Below are 17,345 nucleotides of genomic sequence, written 5' to 3'. Positions count from 1 at the left end.
GACCGGACCATGCAAACTCGTGACGATATCTTCAACACCCTGCGCGATGCCCTGGTCGAGCTGTTCGAGCTGGATCCGGCCCGCGTAAGCATGGACGCCAATCTGTATCAGGATCTGGAAATCGACAGCATCGATGCGGTTGACCTGATCGATCACATCAAACGCCAGACCGGCAAGAAAATCGCCGCCGAAGAATTCAAATCGGTGCGCACCGTCGGTGACGTGGTCGAGGCGGTGTTCCGTCTGGTTCAACCGGCCGCATGAGCCGACTGATCGGCCTGGGCCTGCTGCTGGCCGGTCTGCTGTACCCCTTTGCGGTGTATTTCGGCATGGAGCATTTCGCCCCGTGGCAATTTGCACTGCTGCTGGGCAGCCTGTGGCTGGCGCGCGCCCTGACCGGCGAACGCAAGCCCGGCAGCCTGTGGATGGCTTGCGTGGCGATGGTGTTCTGCCTGCTGCTGGCGGTGTTCGACAGCCCGCAGCTGCTGCGCTGGTACCCGGTGCTGATCAGCGCATTCATGCTGGTGCTGTTCGGCGCCAGCCTGAAATACGGCCCGCCAATGGTCGAGCGTCTGGCGCGCTTGCGCGAGCCGGAACTGCCGGAGGTTGCCATTCGCTATACGCGCAAGGTCACGCTGGCCTGGAGCGTGTTTTTCTTCTGCAACGGTTTGTGCGCCGCCCTCCTCACCCTGTGGGCGCCGCTGGATTGGTGGATGTTGTACACCGGCCTGATCTCCTATGGATTGATCGGCCTGATGTTTGCCATTGAATGGCTGATACGACAACGGGTAAGAGGCCGTACATGAATTGGATAAAACTTGAGCAGCTGTTGCTCAAGGCACTGCCGGCACGGGCGATCTGCCAGGCGCCGGCCCTCGATCACACGCAACTGCGAGCGCAGGCCTTGAGCGTCGCCGCGGGTCTGCAAAGCCGAGGCGTGAAAAGGCTGGCCGTGCATCTGGAAGATGCCGCCGACCTTGCCATCGCCCTGCTCGGTGCCTGGCGTGCCGGCGTCAGGGTATTGCTGCCGGCGGATCTGCAAGCGCAGACGCGTCAGCGCTGGTCGCAGGAAGTCGATCTATGGCTGACCGATCAACCCGGCGACGCCCAGTTGCACGACTTCACTCAGCCCGGCCTGCCCGGTGCAGAACTGGATCTCGATCAATGCCGCCTGAGCCTGTGCACTTCCGGCTCCAGCGGCGAACCCAAGCGCATCGACAAGACCTTGCGCCAGTTGGCCAACGAGGTCGAAGCGCTGGAGCAGTTGTGGGGCGCAGACCTCGGTGAAGCCTGCATCATCGGCAGCGTCGCCACGCAACACATCTATGGCCTGCTGTTTCGCGTGTTGTGGCCATTGTGCGCCGGGCGCCCGTTTGTGCGCCGGCAACTGGCCTTTTCCGAAGACTTGCAGCGCGCCAGCCGCGAATACCCGGCCTTCGCCTGGGTCGCCAGCCCGGCGCTGCTCAAGCGCATGGGCGACAACCTCGACTGGCCGGCCCTGAGCGCGGTGCGCCGGGTGTTTTCTTCCGGGGGCGCGTTGCCGTCGGAAGCGGCGCAAAGCCTGCACCAGCGCTTGCAGCAATGGCCGACAGAAATCCTCGGCAGCTCGGAAACCGGCGGCATTGCCTGGCGTCAAGGCGAGTCGTTGTGGCAGCCGTTTGCTGGCGTCGAACTGAGCCAGGACAGCGACGGCGCCCTGCTGATCGCCTCGCCTTACCTGCCTGCCGGCCATGTCGAACACAGCGCTGACGCCGCGCGCATCGCCGCCGATGGTCGTTTTGAACTGTTGGGGCGACTGGACCGCATCGTCAAACTGGAAGAAAAACGCATCTCGCTGCCGATGCTCGAGCAGGCCTTGGCAGCCCATGACTGGGTCGCCGAAGCGCGCCTCGGTGTCGTGCAGGAAAACCGCGCTTCGCTCGGTGCGCTGCTGGTGCTCAGCGAATCGGGCCTGTTCGCCCTGCGCGAGCACGGTCGCCGCGACCTGACCGAAACCCTGCGCAAACATTTGAGCCAGCATTGCGAAGCCCTCGCCCTGCCCCGGCGCTGGCGCCTGCTGCGGCAGATGCCGTTGAACAGCCAGGGCAAACTGGCGCAAGCCGACGTCGAAGCGCTGCTGCTGGCCGCTCGGCCGAAAGCCCCCGAAGTGCTGGAGCAAAGTGCAAGCGACGGCGAATGGAGCCTGCAACTCAGCGTGCCGCCGGATCTGGCCTACTTCAGCGGACACTTTCCCAAGGCACCGGTGTTGCCCGGTGTGGTGCAGGTGGAGTGGGCGCTGAATCTGGGTCGGCAGTTGCTGAAGCTGGACGGCGCGTTTGCCGGAATGGAAGTGCTGAAATTCCAGCAACTGGTGCGCCCGGGTGATGAAATCCAGTTGCATCTGCGTTTCGATGCCGAGCGCGGCAAGTTGTATTTCGCTTATCGCAACGACACGGCGACGTGTTCCAGCGGACGCATTCTCCTGGGGCCTGCCCATGCATAACCCCTGCGCCGTAATCCCGGTGTACAACCACGAAACCGCGATCACCACCGTGGTTGATGCCCTGCTTGCACAAGGTCTGCCGTGCATTCTGGTGGACGACGCCAGCGAGCAGTCCTGCGCACGGGTGCTCGACACTCTGGCCGAGCGCGACAGGGTTTTCCTGGTGCGTCTCACAGCCAATCAGGGCAAGGGCGGCGCGGTGATGACCGGTCTGCGTGAAGCCTCGCGTCTGGGTTACAGCCATGCTTTGCAGGTCGATGCCGACGGCCAGCACGATTTGCACGACGTCGCGCGCTTCGTCGGCGAATCCCGCGCTCATCCCGAGGCGATGATCTGCGGCTATCCGCTGTTCGACGAGAGCGTGCCGAAAGGGCGTTTGTACGCACGCTACCTGACCCACGTGATGGTGTGGATCAACACCCTGTCGTTGCAGATTCGCGATTCGATGTGCGGCTTCCGTGTTTATCCGCTGGCGCCGACTCTGGCGGTGATCGATTCGGCCAAGGTCGGCAAGCGCATGGATTTCGACTCGGACATCCTTGTGCGGCTGGCCTGGCGCAATCAGCCGATGCGCTGGCTGCAGACCAGCGTGCATTACCCGTTGGACGGTGTATCGCACTTTCGCCTGTTCCATGACAACGCGCTGATTTCCAGCATGCACACGCGGCTGTTCTTCGGCATGTTGCTGCGTTGGCCGCTGATTCTCTGGCGGCGGTGGAAACCATGAGTGAAGAAGTCGACAAGAAGCACTGGGCCGACCGCGAAGAGCGCGGCAGTTTCCTGCTGATGAAATTCACTGCATTCGCCGCCAAAGTCCTCGGCCGGCGCCTGCTCAGTCCGTTGCTGTACGGCATCGTCCTGTATTTCTTTTTGTTCGGCCGGATCGCCCGGCGCAGTGCCTGGCAGTACCAGCAGCGGCTGGCCGCGTGGAGCCGGCGCGACGACCTGCGCCCGAGCCACTGGCGGGTGTTCGGCCAATTCATGACCTTTGCCGATTCGCTGCTCGACAAGCTCGATGTGTGGAACGGCAAGCTGAGCATCGAGCAGATCGAAATCATCGACCCGGCGCTGCTGCGCAAGCAGTTGCGCGGCAGTCGCGGGCAACTGCTGGTCGGCGCGCATCTGGGCAATCTCGAAGTGTGCCGGGCGCTGGCGGAGATCGGCGAAAAGGTCACCATGAACGTGCTGGTGCACACCAAGCACGCCGAACAATTCAACCGCTTGCTTGGCGAGGCCGGGGCGACCAATCTGCGCCTGATTCAGGTCAGCGAACTCGACCCGGTGATCATGCTGCAACTGCATGAACGACTGGAACGCGGCGAGTGGCTGGCGATTGCCGGCGACCGCGTGCCACTGCATGGCGGGCGCAGCGTGACGGTGGATTTTCTCGGCCATCCGGCGCCATTTCCGCAAGGCCCATGGTTGCTGGCCGGCCTGCTCAAGTGCCCGGTCAACCTGCTGATGTGTCTCAAGCAACCCGACGGCCACTATCGCCTGACCCTCGAACCGTTCGCCGACGCGGTGGTGTGGACACGCCGCGAGCGCGAGCAGGTCATTCATCAGTGGGCCACTCGCTACGCGCAGCGCCTGAGTCACTATTGCCTCGAAGCCCCGCAGCAATGGTTCAACTTTTACCCTTTCTGGAAGACCGATGACGACGCCAACCCATGAGCCGGTAACCTTCGGCGAACGCCCTTTGCGCATCGAAGACGTGCTGGCCCTGGCCAACCGTCAGGCGCCCGTGCAGTTGCAGGCTGACGCCGACTATCGCGAGCGCATCGCCAAGGGCGCGCGGTTTCTCGATTCGCTGCTGGATAAGGAAGGTGTGATCTACGGCGTCACCACCGGTTACGGCGATTCCTGCGTGGTCGCGGTGCCGCTGCATCACGTCGAGGCGCTGCCGCGTCATCTCTACACCTTCCACGGCTGTGGCCTGGGCAAACTGCTCGACGCGCAGGCAACCCGCGCGGTGCTGGCGGCGCGTTTGCAGTCGTTGTGTCACGGCGTTTCCGGGGTGCGCGTCGAACTGCTGGAGCGTCTGCATGCGTTTCTCGAATACGACATCCTGCCGTTGATTCCCGAAGAGGGTTCGGTAGGTGCCAGCGGCGATCTGACGCCTCTTTCCTATGTCGCCGCAACCCTGTCCGGCGAGCGTGAAGTGCTGTTCCGTGGCGAACGTCGTCAGGCTGCCGACGTGCATCGCGAGCTCGGCTGGACAGCGCTGGTGCTGCGCCCGAAAGAGGCGCTGGCGCTGATGAACGGCACGGCGGTGATGACCGGCCTCGCCTGCCTCGCCTTCGCTCGCGCCGATTATCTGATGCAACTGGCCACGCGCATCACCGCGCTCAACGTCGTCGCGCTGCAAGGCAATCCGGAGCACTTCGACGAACGCCTGTTCGCCGCCAAGCCGCACCCGGGGCAGATGCAGGTCGCCGCGTGGCTGCGCAAGGATCTGGCGATCGACGCGCCGACCGCGCCACTGCATCGTCTGCAGGATCGTTATTCGCTGCGTTGCGCGCCGCATGTGCTCGGCGTGCTGGCCGACAGCCTGAACTGGCTGCGCGGCTTCATCGAAACCGAGCTGAACAGCGCCAACGACAACCCGATCATCGATGCCGAAGCCGAGCGCGTTCTGCATGGCGGGCACTTCTACGGCGGGCACATTGCGTTCGCTATGGACAGCCTGAAAAACCTCGTGGCCAACGTCGCCGATCTGCTTGATCGGCAATTGGCGTTGCTGGTCGACGAGCGCTACAACCACGGCTTGCCGAGCAACCTCTCCGGCGCACCCGCCGATCGGGCCATGATCAATCACGGCTTCAAGGCGGTGCAGATCGGCACCAGCGCCTGGACCGCCGAAGCGTTGAAGAACACCATGCCGGCCAGCGTGTTCTCGCGCTCCACCGAATGCCACAACCAGGACAAGGTGAGCATGGGCACCATCGCCGCCCGTGATGCGATTCGCGTGCTGGAGCTGACCGAACAGGTCGCCGCCGCCACCCTGCTCGCCGCCAACCAGGGCGTGTGGCTGCGCGCTCAAGCCTCCGATGCGCGTCCGCTGCCGCCGGCACTGGCGGCGATGCACGAAGAGCTCGGCAAAGACTTCCCGCCGGTCATCGAAGACCGCGCGCTGGAAGGCGAACTGCGCCTGTGCCTGCAACGCATCGCCGCGCAACACTGGAGGCTGCATGCGTAGTGCCGGAGTGCTTCATGCCGATACCGAAATTCTGGTGCCGTTTTTCGACGTCGACACTATGCACGTGGTCTGGCACGGCCATTACGTCAAATACCTCGAAGTGGCGCGCTGTGCGCTGCTGGACAAGATCGGCCATAACTACACGCACATGGTCGAGTCGGGTTACGCCTGGCCGATCATCGACCTGCAACTGCGCTACGTGCGCAGCGCGGTGTTCGGCCAGCGGCTGAACGTGCGCGCCAGTCTGGTCGAGTGGGAAAACCGTCTGAAGATCAACTATCTGATCAGCGACCTGCAGACCGGCGAACGCCTGACCCGCGCAAGCTCCGTGCAGGTCGCTGTCGAAGTCAGCAGCCGAGAGATGCAACTGGCTTCACCCAAAGTCTTCACCGATGCCGTAGAAAGGATGCTGCGATGAATGTGTTTTTCAGAAGCCTCGGCGCGTTGACGCTGCTGGTCTTGTCGTCATGGGCCAATGCCTTCGACCTGCAACAACTCAGTGAACAACTGGCGAAACCGGATGTTATCCACGGCCAGTTCATCCAGGAAAAACACCTGCGCGCCCTGCCGCAGCCGCTGATCAGCAAGGGCAGCTTCGTCCTCGCGAAAAATCATGGCTTGCTGTGGCTGTTGAAAACTCCGCTGCAACAGGATTACCGCATCACCGCCAATGGCATCGCCCGCCGTGACAGCAACGGCTGGCAACTGCTGCCGAACAAGAGCGCCGGCGCCGAGCAGAACCGTTTGTTCCTCGCCGTGCTGCAAGGTGACAGCAGCGGTTTGCAGCGCGATTTCGAACTGGCCCTGAGCGGCACGGCGCAGCAGTGGCAACTGACCCTGACGCCGCGTTCGATGCTGCTCAAGCAAGTGTTCAAGCAGATCAATATCGATGGCGGCGCCCTAGTGCAAACCATTGAGCTGCTGGAAACCCAGGGCGACAGCACCCTGCTGCGCATGCACGACAGTACGGCCGAGCAACCCTTGAGCGAAGCGGAGCAACATGACTTTGCCGAGTGAACGCAAGCTGCCCTGGCTGTTTCTGAGCCTGCTGCTGGCCGTCGTCGCGCTGGCTGCCTGGCAGTGGCGCGACGGTGCGCCGCTGTCGGCCAATCTCATGGAGCTGGTACCCGGGACCAGTCCAGACGCGCTGGAAGTGCGCGCCGAACAGCGCATGCAAGAACCGCTCAATCGCGAAATGCTGGTGCTGGTCGGCCACGCCGATCGCCAGCAAGCGCTGACCATGGCCCAGCAACTGGGCGAACAATGGCAGGCCAGCGGTCTGTTCGAAACCGTGCAGTGGAACCTGCAAGCCGACTTGCCGGCGCTGCGCAAGCAATTGCTGCAAGGGCGTTTGGCGATGCTCTCGGCGGATGATCGGCAGCTACTCAGCGAGCACCCCGACGCGTTCATCCAGCAGCGTGTGCAGGCGCTGTTCGACCCGTTCAACGGCTTTACCCTGGTGCCGAGCCAGGACGATTGGCTTGGCCTGACCGGACGCATCCAGAACAGCCAGCCGAAACACGGCGCGGTGCAACTGGACATTGGCAGCGGCGCACTGGTCGCCGATGCCGACGGCAAGAGCTGGGTGATGCTGCGTGCGCGCACCACGGGCAATGCCTTCGACATGAACCTGCCGTTGCAAGTGGCAGAGCTGCTCCAGCACAGCCGCGAACAAGCGGCAAAAAGCGACGTGCAGTTGCTCGCCGCCAGTGGCCTGCTTTACGCCGCCAACGGCCAGCAACAAGCCACCCGCGAAATGACCTGGGTCGGCGGTGGTGCGACGGTTGGCATTCTGCTGTTGCTGCTGTTGGCGTTTCGCCGTTGGGGCGTGTTGCTGGCGTTCGTCCCGGTGCTGGTCGGCATGCTGTTCGGCGCGGTGGCCTGCGTTGCGCTGTTCGGCCACATGCATGTGATGACGCTGGTGCTCGGCTCGAGTCTGATCGGCGTTGCCGTCGATTACCCGCTGCACTATCTGTCCAAGAGCTGGAGTCTCAAGCCCTGGCGCAGCTGGCCGGCCCTGCGCCTGACCTTGCCGGGGCTGACCCTGAGCCTGATCACCAGCGTTATCGGCTACCTGGCGCTGGCGTGGACGCCGTTCCCGGCATTGACGCAGATCGCCGTGTTCTCCGCTGCCGGCTTGCTCGGTGCCTATCTGTCGGCGGTCTGCCTGCTGCCGGCGCTGCTGAAAAATGTCCAACTGCGCCCGGCGCAATGGCCGCTGCGCCTGGCCGAACGCCTGATTCATCTGCGTGAGGCGCTGCTCGGTTGCATTCGCACGCCCGCGCTGCTGGCCCTGCTGATCGCCTTCTGCGTCGGCGGCCTGATGCAGTTGCAGAGCAAAAACGATATCCGCCAATGGGTCGGCGCGCCGCAGCATCTGACCGACGAAGCGCAGACCATCGCGCGCATCACGGGGTATCAACCGACCAGCCAGTTCTTCCTCGTCCGTGCGGCCAATCAGGAGCAATTGCTCGAGCGCCAGGCAGCGCTGAGCGAGCGCCTGCAGCAACTGGTCAACCTCGACAAACTGCAAGGTTATCTGGCCCTCGATCAACTGGTCAGCGCGCCGAGCCAGCAACAGCAAGTGCGTGAATCACTGAACAAGCTGCCGTCGTTCTGGCAACCGCTGCTCGATCTCGGCGTGCCGGTGGCTGCGTTGCAAAATGAATTGCAGCAATTGCAGACCCTGCCCGCCGAAGACATCGACGCCGCGCTGGCCGGCCCGCTCGGTGAGCCGTATCGGACACTGTGGCTTGGACCGACTGAAGACGGCGTCGCAGCGATGACCAGTTTGCAGGGCTTGAACAATCCGTCGTTGTTGCGCGTGCAAGCGCTCGATTTGCCGGGGGTGGTGCTGGTCGATCGCCTCGGTGACCTGAACACGGTCTTTGCCGCCACGCAGATCAGCGCCGCCGAACTGAAACTGGCCTCCTGCGTGTTGATCGTGCTGGTGCTGATGCTGCCGTTCGGCCTGACCGGCGCCCTGCGTATCGTCGCCCTGCCGCTGCTGGCGGCGCTGTGCAGTCTGGCCAGCCTTGGCTGGCTCGGTCAGCCGCTGACCCTGTTCAGCCTGTTCGGCCTGTTGCTGGTGACGGCGATCAGCGTCGATTACGCAATCCTCATGCGTGAACAGGTCGGCGGCGCGGCGGTGAGCCTGCTCGGCACCTTGCTCGCAGCGGTGACGACGTGGCTGTCGTTCGGCCTGCTGGCGGTCTCCAGTACGCCGGCGGTGAGCAATTTCGGCCTGTCGGTAAGCCTCGGCCTGGCCTTCAGCTTCATGCTCGCGCCGTGGGCCGGGCGCCATGAACCGGCTGCGGAGACAAGCGCATGATGATCTTCGGCTTCTGGTTGCTGGCCTTGGCGCTGTTTGCCCTGGCGACCCGGGTCGGCCGTCATTTCGGCCTGATTCCGATCGTCAGTCAGTTGCTGCTGGCGAGCTTCGGCTTGCCGCTGCTGATGTACTTCTGGATCGAGCCGGGCTGGCAGCTCAGCGGCGCACAACTGATCGCTCCGGACTGGCTGAAAAACCTCTACAGCCTGAGCTTCGCCTTGCTGCTCGGGCATATCCTCAGCGATGTCATCGATCTGCGTCTGGATCGCCAGAGCGTGAAAATCGCTGTACCGAGTTTCGCTGTGCCGTTCGCTTGCGGGCTGGCGGTCGCGTATTGGTTGCTGCCGGCGCAGCCGTGGCTCAACGCACTGGCCATCGGACTGGTCTTCGCCATAACGGCGATCCCGGTGTTGTACCTGTATCTGCGTCACATCGATTACCCGCCCGCTGCCACACGGCGTCTGGTGCAAACCGCGATCCTTATCGATCTGACTTGCTGGACGCTGTTCGGCCTCGCCCAGGGCAGCCTGCACTTGAGCAGCCTGTTGCTGCCTGTGGCCATGGCCGGCGTGCCACTGCTTTTGCACCTGCTGCGCGTGCGTCGCCCTCTGACCTACAGCCTCGGCTTCTTCGCCCTGCTGGTCATGGCCGAGCATTACAAACTCAACGCGCTGATTTTCGGCATCGGCTATCTGCTGTGCATGGCGCTGCTGAAAGTGCCGTTGGTGCTGCCGTTGCCGGCACGCTGGATGAGCCGCTTGCAGACGTGGATCGCGATCCCGCTGATCCTCACGTTCGGTATCGTCCAGATCGACGTGCACAGCGCCCTCGCCAGCCTTGGCGCCGGGCAGTGGGCGGCGCTGCTGCTGTTGCCGATTGCCAGTAAACTGCTGGGCAACTGGCTCGGCCTCGGTTGGGCGGGCGCCTCGTTCGCTGGCGCCAGCCGCTGGCGCGAAAGCGTGCTGCTGAACATTCGCGGCCTGAGCGAAATCGTCTTTCTCAATCTGCTATTGCAACAACAGCTCATCACTCCGGCGCTGTATTTCGCGCTGATGCTGATGGGCCTGATCGCGACGCTGCTGCCTGCCCTGATCGGCCTGCATCGCGCGCCCCTGAATCTGAACAGTCCCTTGCCCCGGAGCTCACGTGCCAATCGTTGAAATGGAATCCCGTCAGGTCGTGATCATCGGTGCCGGCCCGTCCGGTGCTATCGCCGCAGCCCTGCTCAAACGCAAGGGCCACGATGTGCTGGTGCTCGAGCGCCAGCACTTCCCGCGCTTCTCCATCGGCGAAAGCCTGCTCAGCCATTGCCTGGATTTCGTCGAAGAAGCCGGCATGCTCGACGCCGTCAACGCCGCCGGTTTCCAGCGCAAGACCGGCGCGGCGTTTGCCTGGGGCGAGCGCTACAGCGCCTTCGATTTTGGCGACACCTTCACCGCCGGCAAGCCGACCACGTTCCAGGTGCAGCGCGCTGATTTCGACAAGTTGCTGGCCGATCAAGCGGCATTGCAAGGTGCGGAAATCCGTTATGGCGATGCGATCGTCAGCGTCGATTTCGATCAGGCGAAACCGCAACTCGATGTGCGCCGCGAAGATGGCAGCGAGTACCGCGTCGAAGCCGATTTCGTCCTGGACGCCAGCGGCTACGGCCGCGTGCTGTCGCGTCTGCTCGACCTCGAAGCGCCTTCGAATTTCCCGGTGCGCCAGGCGGTGTTCACCCACGTTGAAGATCACATCGACAATCCGGCGTTCGACCGCGAAAAGATCCTTGTCACCACCCATCCCGAGCATCGCGATGTGTGGTTCTGGACCATCCCGTTCAGCAATGGCCGCTGCTCGGTGGGCGTGGTCGCGGCTGAGGAACACTTTCAGGGCCGCGACAGCGACCTGGATGCCTGCCTGCGCAGTTTTATCGCCGAGACGCCGAGCCTCGCCGGGGTTCTGAACAACGCGGTCTGGGACACCCCGGCGCGCACCCTCGGCGGCTACGCGGCCAATGTGAAAACCCTGCATGGCCCGGGCTTCGCGCTGCTGGGCAACGCCGCAGAATTCCTCGACCCGGTGTTCTCCTCCGGCGTGACCATCGCCATGCGTTCGGCGAGCATGGCCGCCGGTGTGCTGCACCGTCAGTTGCAGGGTGAAACGGTCGACTGGCAAAGCGAATTTGCCGAGCCACTGAAACGCGGCGTCGACACCTTCCGCTGCTACGTCGAAGGCTGGTACGCCGGCACCTTCCAGGACGTGATTTTCTACGAGGACAGCCAGGCGGAGATTCGCCGGATGATCTGCTCGATCCTCGCCGGTTACGCCTGGGACGAGCGCAACCCGTTCGTCAGCGAAGCGCGGCGCCGGCTGAAGATGATTTCCCAACTCTGCGCGCAGGACGCCTCATGAATTACCTGAGCGACAGTTACGTCGAGGAAACCCGCTTCGGCCTCTGGTTCCTGCGCAGCCACACTTGGCAGCACCACGTGCTGCGCGTGGCGATCAACGATTTGCGTGGCTTGTTCAGTGAAGCGCTGCCGGAACACCCGGTGCTGCTGGACGCCGGTTGCGGTCAGGGCAAGTCCTTCGGCCACCTGCGCCAGACCTTCGCCCCGCAGCGCCTGATCGGCGTCGACGCCGACCCGCACAGTTTGCAACTCAGCGCCGAAGAGGCCACGCGCCTGGGCATGCCAGTCGACTTGATCGGCAGCGATTGCGCCACGCTCAACGTCGCCGATGCCAGCGTCGACCTGCTGTTCTGCCACCAGACCTTCCACCACTTGGTCGAGCAGGAAAAGGCCTTGGCCGAGTTCTATCGCGTGCTCAAGCCGGGCGGCTATCTGCTGTTCGCCGAGTCCACCGAGGCTTACATTGATACCTGGGTGATTCGCTGGCTGTTCCGCCATCCGATGCATGTGCAGAAGAGCGCCGCCGGCTACCTGCAGATGATTCGCGAGCAGGGCTTCGAGTTTGCCGAGCGCAATGTTTCCTACCCGTATCTGTGGTGGAGCCGGTCGAAGGATTTTGGTTTGCTGGAGCGGCTGGGGTTGAGCAAACCCAAGCCATTCGGTGAGCGCGAAGAGACGCTGGTAAACGTCGTCGCGCGCAAGCCGCTTGCAGGGGCTATCTGATGCGCCACTTTCGGCCTGAATACATTGGTCCCTGTGGGAGCTGGCTTGCCAGCGATGGCGGTGTGTCAGTCAAAAAAAATGCAGGATATGCCGACGCCATCGCTGGCAAGCCAGCTCCCACAAGGTTTGTGGTGTGGCTAGTATTGCTGCTATTTGCCTTGCTCAGTGCCTGCGCCAGCCAGCCACCGCTACCAGCGGCCAACCCGACACTGCCTCTGCCGCTGCAACTGCACATCGAGCGCGAGCAGGCCGGGCAACGTCAGGACTGGCTGCTGGTGATCCAGCGTGAAGGCGCCGGCACGCGCTGGTCGATGATGGATCCGCTGGGGATTCCCCAGGCCCGCCAGCAACTGATCGACGGGCATTGGCAGGCCGACGGTCTGCTGCCGCCGAACCCGGAAGCGCGGGAGTTGTTCGCCGCATTGCTGTTCGCTTTGACGCCTTCCGCCGAACTGCTGCGCAATTATCCCGACGCCCGGCAACAGGCCGATCAGCGTTCACTGCCGGCGCGCTGGAACATCCGCTATTCACAACCGTTGAGCTTCCAATTGAATCTGCCCCAAGGCCCGCACTATCGCGTTTCCCAGTTAGGTGAATCGACGCCATGACCGCTTACCTGAATGCCCTCGGCGTGATCTGCGCCCTGGGCCGCGACAAGTCTGAAGTCGCGCGCAATCTGTTTGCCGGCGACTGCTCGGGAATGCGCCACGAGTCCGGTTGGGTCGCCGAGCGTGAACTGCCTGTCGCCGGCGTGCACGGTGAATTGGCGCCGATCCCCGCCGGACTGGTCGAGCACAGCAGCCGCAACAATCAGCTGTTGCTGGAAGCCGCGCTGCAAGTCCGCGATGACATCGACCGCGCGATCCGGGCCTATGGCCGTGAGCGCATCGGCGTGGTGCTCGGCACCAGCACCTCGGGTATCGACGAGGCCAGCCGTGGTCTGGCGCATTACATCCGCGAACAACAATTTCCTCCCGAGTACGACTATCGCCAGCAGGAACTCGGCGCCCCGGCGAATTTCCTCGCTGAGTGGCTGCAACTGAGCGGCCCGGCCTACGTGATTTCCACTGCCTGTACCTCCAGCGCCCGCGCGCTGATGAGCGCCCAGCGCCTGCTCGATCTGGGCCTGTGCGACGCGGTGCTGTGTGGCGGCGTCGACAGTCTGTGCAAGCTCACGCTGAACGGTTTCTCTTCGCTGGAAGCCGTTTCAGACGAACGCTGCAATCCTTTTTCTGCCAACCGCAAAGGCATCAATATCGGCGAAGCAGCGGTGCTGTTCGTGATGAGCAAACAGCGCGGCGAAGGCCCGGGCATCGCCCTGCTGGGGACGGGCGCCAGCTCCGATGCGCACCATATTTCCGCGCCGGAGCCGAGCGGTCGCGGCGCTCTGCAAGCGATGCAAAAAGCCCTTGGCCGCGCCCAACTGCAAGCCGCACAAATCAACTACCTGAACCTGCACGGCACGGCCACTGCGCACAACGACGCAATGGAAAGTCTGGCGGTCGCGGCGCTGTTTCCCGAAGGCGTCGCCTGCTCGTCGACCAAACCGCTGACCGGCCACACCCTCGGCGCTGCCGGCGCGCTGGAAGCGGCGTTCTGCTGGCTGAGCCTGAGTGCCGAAAACCCTGAACAGGCGTTACCGCCGCATATCTGGGACGGCCAGGCCGATCCCGCGCTCCCGCCGCTCAAGTGGGTGACCGCGAGCGAACGCCTGACGTCCATTGCACCGCGCTACCTGATGAGCAACTCGTTTGCCTTCGGCGGCAACAACGTCAGCCTGATAATCGGAGACGCACCATGAGCCACTGGCCGCTCGCCGAACTGCTGCCGCATGCCGGCGACATGATCCTGATCGACGCCATCGAGCGCTTCGATGACGAGCAGATTTTCACTCGCCTGACGGTCAAGCCCGCCGGCCTGTTCAACCTGCCCGATGGCAGCCTGCCGGCGTGGGTCGGCGTCGAGCTGATGGCGCAGAGCGTCGCCGCTTTCGCCGGTTGCCACGCCCGGCAAAAAGGCAATCCGGTGGAGCTCGGCTTTCTCCTCGGCACGCGCAAATTCGAGTGCAACGTCGAAGCCTTTGCGCCCGGCAGCGAGCTGACCATCCATGGCCTGCGCTCACTGGAAGACGACAACGGCATGGGCGTATTCGAATGTCACATCCACGGTGACGGCATTCATGCCAGCGCCCGGCTGAACGTGTTCCGTCCGCCGCAAGCCAACCAATATCTGCAACAGACAAAGGAGTCGCACGATGACTGAATCCGTACTGGTCACCGGCTCCAGCCGGGGCATCGGCCGCGCCATTGCCTTGCGTCTGGCGCAGGCCGGGCATGACATCGTCCTGCATTGCCGCAGCGGCATGCCCGAAGCCCAAGCGGTGCAGGCCGAAATCGAAGCGCTGGGCCGCCGCGCACGCATCCTGCAATTCGACGTCGCCGACCGTGAAACCTGCAAAAGCATTCTCGAAGCCGATGTCGAAAATCACGGTGCCTATTACGGCGTGGTGCTCAACGCCGGGCTGACCCGCGACGGCGCGTTTCCGGCGCTGAGCGATGACGATTGGGACGTGGTCCTGCGCACCAACCTCGACGGTTTCTACAACGTTCTGCACCCGGTGATGATGCCGATGATCCGTCGTCGCGCCGCCGGGCGCATCGTCTGCATCACCTCGGTGTCGGGCCTGATCGGCAACCGTGGCCAGGTCAATTACAGCGCCTCGAAGGCCGGCGTAATCGGTGCGGCAAAGGCGTTGGCGATCGAGCTGGGCAAGCGCAAAATTACGGTTAACTGCGTCGCCCCTGGCCTGATCGACACGGCCATGCTCGACGAAAACGTGCCGGTGGAGGAGCTGATGAAAATGATCCCCGCGCAACGCATGGGCACCCCTGTGGAAGTGGCTGCTGCGGTGAATTTCCTGATGTCGGCGGAAGCCTCGTACATCACCCGCCAGGTGCTGGCGGTCAACGGAGGCCTGTGCTGATGAAGCGCGTCGTCGTCACCGGCATGGCCGGCATCACCTCGCTGGGCAGCGACTGGCCGACCATTGCCGGCAATTTCGCGGCCAATCGCAGCGGCATTCGCCGCATGGACGAGTGGGATCGCTTCACTGAGCTGAACACGCGTCTGGCCGGGCCTATCGATGATTTTCTCGTACCGTCGCACTGGACCCGCAAGCAGTTGCGCAGCATGGGCCGGGTTTCGCGCCTGGCGGTCGGCGCAGCAGAAAAGGCTCTGGCCGATGCTGGCCTGCTCGGTGACGAATCGATCAAGGACGGGCGCATGGGCGTCGCTTGTGGTTCGTCTACCGGCAGCACCGACGAAATCAAAGCGTTCGGCAACATGCTGCTCAACTCGGTAGCCGAGGGCCTGAACGCCAACTCCTACGTGCGGATGATGCCGCACACCACCGCCGCCAATATCAGCATTTTCTTCGGCCTCACCGGTCGCCTGATCCCCACCTCCAGCGCCTGCACCAGCGGCAGCCAGGGCATCGGCTACGCCTACGAGGCAATCAAGTTTGGCCGCCTGCCGTTGATGCTCGCCGGCGGCGCCGAAGAACTCTGCCCGACCGAAGCCATGGTGTTCGACGCGCTCTACGCCACCAGCCTGAAAAATGATGCACCCCAGACCAGCCCTCGCCCGTACGATAAGGGCCGCGACGGTCTGGTGATCGGCGAAGGTGGCGGCATGCTCGTGCTTGAGGAGCTGGAACACGCCCTCGCCCGTGGCGCGCACATTCACGCGGAAATCGTCGGTTTCGGCAGCAACGCCGACGGCCAGCACACCACCCGCCCGGAACAGGTCACGATGCGCCGCGCCATGGAGCTGGCCCTGGAAGATGCCGGCCTCACCCCGGACGCCATCGGCTATGTGAACGGCCACGGCACCGCGACCGAACAGGGCGACATCGCCGAAACGCTGGCGACCAGCAGCCTGTTCGGTGAGCACATGCCGATCAGCTCGCAGAAGAGTTTTCTCGGCCACACCCTCGGTGCCTGCGGTGCGCTGGAGTCATGGTTCAGCATCGAGATGCTCAACAGCGACCGTTACGTGCACACCTTCAACCTCGACGAGGTCGACCCGCACTGCGGCAAGCTCGATTACCTGCGCGGCGAATTTCGCCAGATGCGCCACGATTACGTGATGAACAACAACTTCGCTTTCGGTGGCGTCAACACTTCGTTGATCTTCCGCCGCTGGGCATAACCGAATCAATCCAGGTCAAGGAGACCTACATGCACTTCAACAAACTCGCCGCCGTCACTTTGCTGCTCTGCGCACTGCCAGCGATCAGCCAAGCCCGCGACACGGCGGTCTACCTGCCATTCGACAAAGCCGTCGCCGAAGCCACCCGCTCGGGCAAGATCGATGGCAGCGTGAAATTCTATCTGGCCGGCAACACCCCGGCGGGCAAAGTCACCGTGGTCAGCCCCGACGCCGTGACCAACAAGAAAACCAACGCCTTCAACAAGTCCGACGAAGTCGCCTGCGAATGGGTTGCCCAATCGGCAATCATCAGCCTGCACCAGGCCGCGAAAAACGCCGGCGCCAACGCCGTGACCAACATCGTCAGTTTTTACAAGCGCAACGAGCGCAAGGACGCGCAAACCTACGAATGCCACGCCGGCGCGATCATGGCGGGCGTGGCGTTGAAGGGTGATCTGGCGAAGGTTCAGTAAACGCCAGAAACGACAAAGGGCGCCGTTTGGCGCCCTTTTTTTGCGGTGATTGAACAGCATCTACACTCGCTGATGCAGGTCGCAGCACCGTAACCTGCCCTCGCAGTCTCTTTCACCGTCAAAGGAGATGACCATGCAAGTGAAAGCCCTGATCGCCGCTGCGCTTTTCGCGCTACTGCCCAGTGCCAGCCATGCCACCAACCTCATGTACATGCCTTTCGAAACCGTGCTGTCGGACGCCATTCGCGCCGGTCGGCTGGATGGCAGTGTGAAGTTCTACCTGATCGGCAACGGGCCGCAGGGCACTCAGCAGTTGCTGCGCCAAGGGGTGGTCAGTGATTTGAAAACCAACGGCTTCAACAAGAGCGATCAGGCTTCGTGTGAATGGGTGTTGCAGTCGAATCTGATCAAATTGCAGGCTGATGCCAAGCGCGTTGGGGCGAATGCGGTTGTGAATATCGTCAGTTACTACGACCAGCATGTGCGCAAGGATTTGAATACGTACGAGTGCCGGGCAGGAGTTTTTGTTACCCGGGTG

The 17,345-nt window shown here is 63.2% G+C and carries 19 protein-coding genes; all 19 read left to right on the top strand.

Annotation, left to right across the window (positions count from 1 at the left end; all coding sequences use genetic code 11):
- The first annotated feature begins 9 nt into the window (after positions 1-9).
- Positions 10-264 carry an acyl carrier protein gene (locus tag F8N49_RS08205; RefSeq protein ID WP_016772026.1) on the top strand — a complete coding sequence of 85 codons (255 nt, stop codon included), beginning with the start codon at positions 10-12 and terminating at the stop codon, positions 262-264.
- On the top strand, positions 261-806 hold the full coding sequence (locus tag F8N49_RS08200; RefSeq protein WP_016772027.1) for a membrane protein: 546 nt from the start codon (positions 261-263) through the stop codon (positions 804-806). Before F8N49_RS08205 ends, F8N49_RS08200 begins: the two co-directional genes overlap by 4 nt.
- A complete protein-coding gene (locus tag F8N49_RS08195; protein WP_151551124.1) occupies positions 803-2,482 on the top strand; it encodes an acyl-CoA synthetase family protein in 1,680 nt (559 codons plus the stop codon). Before F8N49_RS08200 ends, F8N49_RS08195 begins: the two co-directional genes overlap by 4 nt.
- Positions 2,475-3,209 (top strand): glycosyltransferase family 2 protein, encoded by a 735-nt coding sequence (locus F8N49_RS08190; RefSeq protein ID WP_151551123.1) that lies wholly within the window; start codon positions 2,475-2,477, stop codon positions 3,207-3,209. The genes F8N49_RS08195 and F8N49_RS08190 overlap by 8 nt, the downstream gene beginning before the upstream one ends.
- Entirely contained in the window at positions 3,206-4,153 is a 948-nt protein-coding gene (locus F8N49_RS08185; protein WP_073471618.1) for a glycosyl transferase, read from the top strand. The genes F8N49_RS08190 and F8N49_RS08185 overlap by 4 nt, the downstream gene beginning before the upstream one ends.
- The gene (hutH, locus tag F8N49_RS08180) at positions 4,134-5,678 is read left to right on the top strand and encodes a histidine ammonia-lyase (protein ID WP_151551122.1); all 1,545 of its coding nucleotides are present in this window, start codon (positions 4,134-4,136) and stop codon (positions 5,676-5,678) included. Before F8N49_RS08185 ends, hutH begins: the two co-directional genes overlap by 20 nt.
- The gene (locus F8N49_RS08175) at positions 5,671-6,096 is read left to right on the top strand and encodes a thioesterase family protein (RefSeq protein ID WP_071174164.1); all 426 of its coding nucleotides are present in this window, start codon (positions 5,671-5,673) and stop codon (positions 6,094-6,096) included. The genes hutH and F8N49_RS08175 overlap by 8 nt, the downstream gene beginning before the upstream one ends.
- Entirely contained in the window at positions 6,093-6,695 is a 603-nt protein-coding gene (locus F8N49_RS08170) for an outer membrane lipoprotein carrier protein LolA (protein ID WP_122747992.1), read from the top strand. The genes F8N49_RS08175 and F8N49_RS08170 overlap by 4 nt, the downstream gene beginning before the upstream one ends.
- Positions 6,679-9,009 (top strand): MMPL family transporter, encoded by a 2,331-nt coding sequence (locus tag F8N49_RS08165; protein ID WP_151551121.1) that lies wholly within the window; start codon positions 6,679-6,681, stop codon positions 9,007-9,009. Before F8N49_RS08170 ends, F8N49_RS08165 begins: the two co-directional genes overlap by 17 nt.
- Positions 9,006-10,169, top strand: coding sequence for a sodium:proton antiporter (locus F8N49_RS08160; RefSeq protein WP_151551120.1), 1,164 nt, complete (start codon positions 9,006-9,008; stop codon positions 10,167-10,169). Before F8N49_RS08165 ends, F8N49_RS08160 begins: the two co-directional genes overlap by 4 nt.
- The gene (locus F8N49_RS08155; protein WP_122705111.1) at positions 10,156-11,403 is read left to right on the top strand and encodes an NAD(P)/FAD-dependent oxidoreductase; all 1,248 of its coding nucleotides are present in this window, start codon (positions 10,156-10,158) and stop codon (positions 11,401-11,403) included. The genes F8N49_RS08160 and F8N49_RS08155 overlap by 14 nt, the downstream gene beginning before the upstream one ends.
- On the top strand, positions 11,400-12,125 hold the full coding sequence (locus F8N49_RS08150; protein ID WP_151551119.1) for a class I SAM-dependent methyltransferase: 726 nt from the start codon (positions 11,400-11,402) through the stop codon (positions 12,123-12,125). The genes F8N49_RS08155 and F8N49_RS08150 overlap by 4 nt, the downstream gene beginning before the upstream one ends.
- Positions 12,125-12,733: a hypothetical protein gene (locus tag F8N49_RS08145; protein ID WP_243241427.1), complete on the top strand. Its 609-nt coding sequence runs from the start codon at positions 12,125-12,127 to the stop codon at positions 12,731-12,733. The genes F8N49_RS08150 and F8N49_RS08145 overlap by 1 nt, the downstream gene beginning before the upstream one ends.
- Entirely contained in the window at positions 12,730-13,926 is a 1,197-nt protein-coding gene (locus F8N49_RS08140) for a beta-ketoacyl-[acyl-carrier-protein] synthase family protein (RefSeq protein ID WP_151551118.1), read from the top strand. Before F8N49_RS08145 ends, F8N49_RS08140 begins: the two co-directional genes overlap by 4 nt.
- Complete coding sequence (locus F8N49_RS08135) at positions 13,923-14,387, top strand: hotdog family protein (RefSeq protein ID WP_122508508.1); 465 nt, start codon at positions 13,923-13,925, stop codon at positions 14,385-14,387. Before F8N49_RS08140 ends, F8N49_RS08135 begins: the two co-directional genes overlap by 4 nt.
- Positions 14,380-15,108 (top strand): 3-oxoacyl-ACP reductase FabG, encoded by a 729-nt coding sequence (gene fabG, locus F8N49_RS08130; protein WP_151551117.1) that lies wholly within the window; start codon positions 14,380-14,382, stop codon positions 15,106-15,108. Before F8N49_RS08135 ends, fabG begins: the two co-directional genes overlap by 8 nt.
- On the top strand, positions 15,108-16,334 hold the full coding sequence (locus F8N49_RS08125; RefSeq protein WP_151551116.1) for a beta-ketoacyl-ACP synthase: 1,227 nt from the start codon (positions 15,108-15,110) through the stop codon (positions 16,332-16,334). The genes fabG and F8N49_RS08125 overlap by 1 nt, the downstream gene beginning before the upstream one ends.
- A 29-nt stretch (positions 16,335-16,363) precedes the next feature.
- Positions 16,364-16,807, top strand: a complete 444-nt coding sequence (locus F8N49_RS08120; protein ID WP_016772042.1) for a hypothetical protein — start codon at positions 16,364-16,366, stop codon at positions 16,805-16,807.
- Positions 16,808-16,940: 133 nt separating this feature from the next.
- A partial coding sequence (locus F8N49_RS08115; RefSeq protein WP_151551115.1) for an excinuclease occupies positions 16,941-17,345 on the top strand: 405 nt, incomplete at its 3' end.

Origin of the sequence: Pseudomonas sp. GXM4 (genome assembly GCF_008923895.1) — a bacterium.
GTDB lineage: Bacteria > Pseudomonadota > Gammaproteobacteria > Pseudomonadales > Pseudomonadaceae > Aquipseudomonas > Aquipseudomonas atacamensis.
Note: the sequence above shows the minus strand (reverse complement) of the source record. Positions and strands in the feature narration are given on the sequence as shown.